Below are 2715 nucleotides of genomic sequence, written 5' to 3'. Positions count from 1 at the left end.
TTCTGTCAGGAAAACAATTCGCAGAAACAATTACTTTTAAAATGACTAACCTATCTGTAGAGATCCCAAATCGGCACGAAATAATCTGCCGGATGGAACATCATTTAATTTGCCGGACAACAATAAAAATCCAATTGTGTAAAATTTTCAAGGTACTATATGGTAGGTCAGAGAGTTTTTACAAACTCTTTTGACCCCAACATCTTATTATACTAGGAGGAACCAAATGATTAGTGTAGGAATTGATGTCTCTAAAGGCAAGAGTACCATATGCATTCTAAAGCCATACGGAGAAATACTAATGTCCCCACAAGACTATACTCATACCCAAAGCGATATGAAAAAGCTGGTGGACAAACTAAGCAAATATGAAGAAGAACTTCATATCACCATGGAAGCAACTGGTGTTTACCATCTTCCCGTTTCCCAATACCTAAAATCACATGGATATACCACTTACATCATCAATCCACTTGAGATGAAACGTTATCGATGCCAAGGTATAAGAAACCCAAAAACTGACAAAATCGATGCCCTAATGATAGCACAGTATGGTATTGATTTTTGGTACAGACCTTGTCATGAATCAAGTATTGAAGATATCAGAACTGAATTAAAACTTTTAGGAACACAATACTGCAGTTTTTCTAAAACAAGACAAGATCGCTGTCTTGCCCTATGTAACCTTTTAGATCGAACCAATCCAGGCATATATAATCTTCTAGATGGATTTAATCGGTACAGTGGCAAAGATAAACTCTGTGATTTTGTCCACGATTTCTACCACCGAGATTGTATAGTCAAATACTCTAAGAATAAATTTATTGAACGTTATCAATCTTGGACAAAGAGGAAAGGATACCGTTTTAGTGATACCGAAGCCGGCCAGCTTTATCAAATCGCTAAAGAAAGCATCCCCACTCTCGAATCTACTGCAAGCACCAAATTGGTTGTCCAGGAGATTGCTAATGTCCTTAAAGAAGTAAACGCCTCTTTATACGATATTTTATCTCGCATGAACGAATTAGCCAAGATGTTACCTGAATATGATACCGTTATGACAATGAAAGGCGTAGGTGCATCGATAGGTCCAAGACTCATAGCTGAGATCGGAGATCCAAGACGCTTTCACAGCGCAAAAGCTTTAATAGCTTATGCTGGAATAGATGCTCCTCCATTTCAATCTGGAAAGTTTACAGGTACTGAACGCCATATGTCAAAACGTGGTTCCAGAATAATGCGAAAACTAGGCTATGAAGTAATGGATTCTATCAATAAACATCAGTCACTCTATGCCGATGATCCAGTCTGCATATATTTTCTAAGAAAACGTGCAGAAGGAAAGCATTACGGTACCGCTATGTTTGCAGCGTACAATAAATTTCTTAGAATCTATCACTCACGTGTTTCGAGTATTTTAAATGAGACTGAAACAGCAGTCTAGTCTCTTCTAAACAGCATACTCCATTTTTCAAGGTCAGGGGATTGCTTGACCTTATTTACCATGTCCAAATATATATCCAAAAAAACATAGCATATTTTCAATAAAAACGCTTGCAATTTATTAGCAGGTTTAGTACTGGAAAATTTGTGAGAACCGCGTATTTTTCCTGTATTTCTTTGTAGCCAATTCCTGGCTCAAGCACAAATACATCGCCATTAGAATCTCCAAATAGAGAATGAAAACTTAGATTCTTTGGACTTGCGATACATTGACCATCCGTATTTTGTATTTCTTTTACTTCGGCCAATGACATTTTCCCTCGAATGATTTTATTTACTACCAAGTCAATGCGATGCTTCTTTGTTCCAATTGGATACTTTTCTGTAGGTCCATTCATATATGGAATATTTGCAAACACACCATCTTTTGTAATTCCGTGTGTAAAATAGGTGGTGCTTCCAACTGTAATCCCAACGGTAAAGTAGTTTTTTGTCTTGTAAATATCGTGCTTCCAAACTGCCAAATCGATATCAAGATTGAAGCCATATATTAAGTCTTTTCCTTTATATGCGATTGCTGTACACATACGTTATCGCACCTCCCAATTTGATAATTCTATCTCAGCTTCTCTTTCGTTTTACACGAACACCAGCCTACATAAAAAGCGACATGTGTGATAATTGCTGCGATTTCTTTCTGTGTTGCACCGTGATTCTTTGCATTTTCTAAGTGATATTTCAAAAAAGATTAGTGCTTGGCACAATTAATCCCGTCAATTCATCTACTGCATAAAGCACCTTGTCCATGTCATGTTCTAGCTTTACATCTACTGTAATTGCGTAACCATGGCTTGCTGTAGCATGGTTGATTCCCCCATCTACTCCACATTCACGAAGTATCTCCTGACTTTTGATGCAATGCTGGTCTGGATACTTTTCAAAATCCAAGCTTCTTCTCTAGTCATCTCCTCTAGCTCACATGCTTAATTTTACTTTTTCAAAATTTTCATCCAAATTTGCTGCACCATATATATGAATAACATTTTTCATGGTTTTTATCACCTCTACTATCATTCCATATTTGTGTCACCAGTGGTGACACATTCCCTATCTTTATAATCATATACCTCAATATGGATTTGTGCCAATAGATTAGGAAAGTTCTAAGTCAGGGGCTCAAAATCAAGAGCTTGATATGAACTTCAAGCCCCTGATTTAGTACTTTCCTTTTGAACCAAGTCGCACATGCGGACCTCTTATGCCGTTTTAATG

The 2715-nt window shown here is 37.2% G+C and carries 2 protein-coding genes and 2 pseudogenes; 1 reads left to right on the top strand and 3 read right to left on the bottom strand.

Annotated features, from left to right (window positions below; genetic code table 11):
- Positions 1-226: 226 nt before the first annotated feature.
- Positions 227-1444 (top strand): IS110 family RNA-guided transposase, encoded by a 1218-nt coding sequence (locus FYJ45_RS29135; protein WP_154468413.1) that lies wholly within the window; start codon positions 227-229, stop codon positions 1442-1444.
- Between the two features lie 97 nt (positions 1445-1541).
- Here FYJ45_RS29135 and FYJ45_RS29130 read toward each other — a convergent pair whose 3' ends face one another.
- The 3 genes and pseudogenes from FYJ45_RS29130 to FYJ45_RS29120 form a co-directional block, all read right to left on the bottom strand.
- A complete protein-coding gene (locus FYJ45_RS29130; protein WP_154468412.1) occupies positions 1542-2030 on the bottom strand; it encodes a C45 family peptidase in 489 nt (162 codons plus the stop codon).
- A 62-nt stretch (positions 2031-2092) separates the two neighbouring features.
- Positions 2093-2191 (bottom strand): annotated as a pseudogene (locus FYJ45_RS32955) (carboxymuconolactone decarboxylase family protein); the annotation flags it as partial.
- A gap of 14 nt (positions 2192-2205) precedes the next feature.
- Positions 2206-2391: pseudogene (locus FYJ45_RS29120) on the bottom strand (hydrolase); the annotation flags it as partial.
- Between the last annotated feature and the right edge of the window lie 324 nt (positions 2392-2715).

Source organism: Eisenbergiella porci, from assembly GCF_009696275.1.
Classification (GTDB): domain Bacteria; phylum Bacillota; class Clostridia; order Lachnospirales; family Lachnospiraceae; genus Eisenbergiella; species Eisenbergiella porci.
This window is presented reverse-complemented; position numbering and strand designations above follow the sequence as displayed.

Bases quoted from the DNA above. Each gene is read 5' to 3' on its own strand.
- FYJ45_RS29135 (WP_154468413.1), top strand. From the start codon at position 227: ATGATTAGTGTAGGAATTGATGTCTCTAAAGGCAAGAGTACCATATGC.
- FYJ45_RS29130 (WP_154468412.1), bottom strand. From the start codon at position 2,030: ATGTGTACAGCAATCGCATATAAAGGAAAAGACTTAATATATGGCTTC.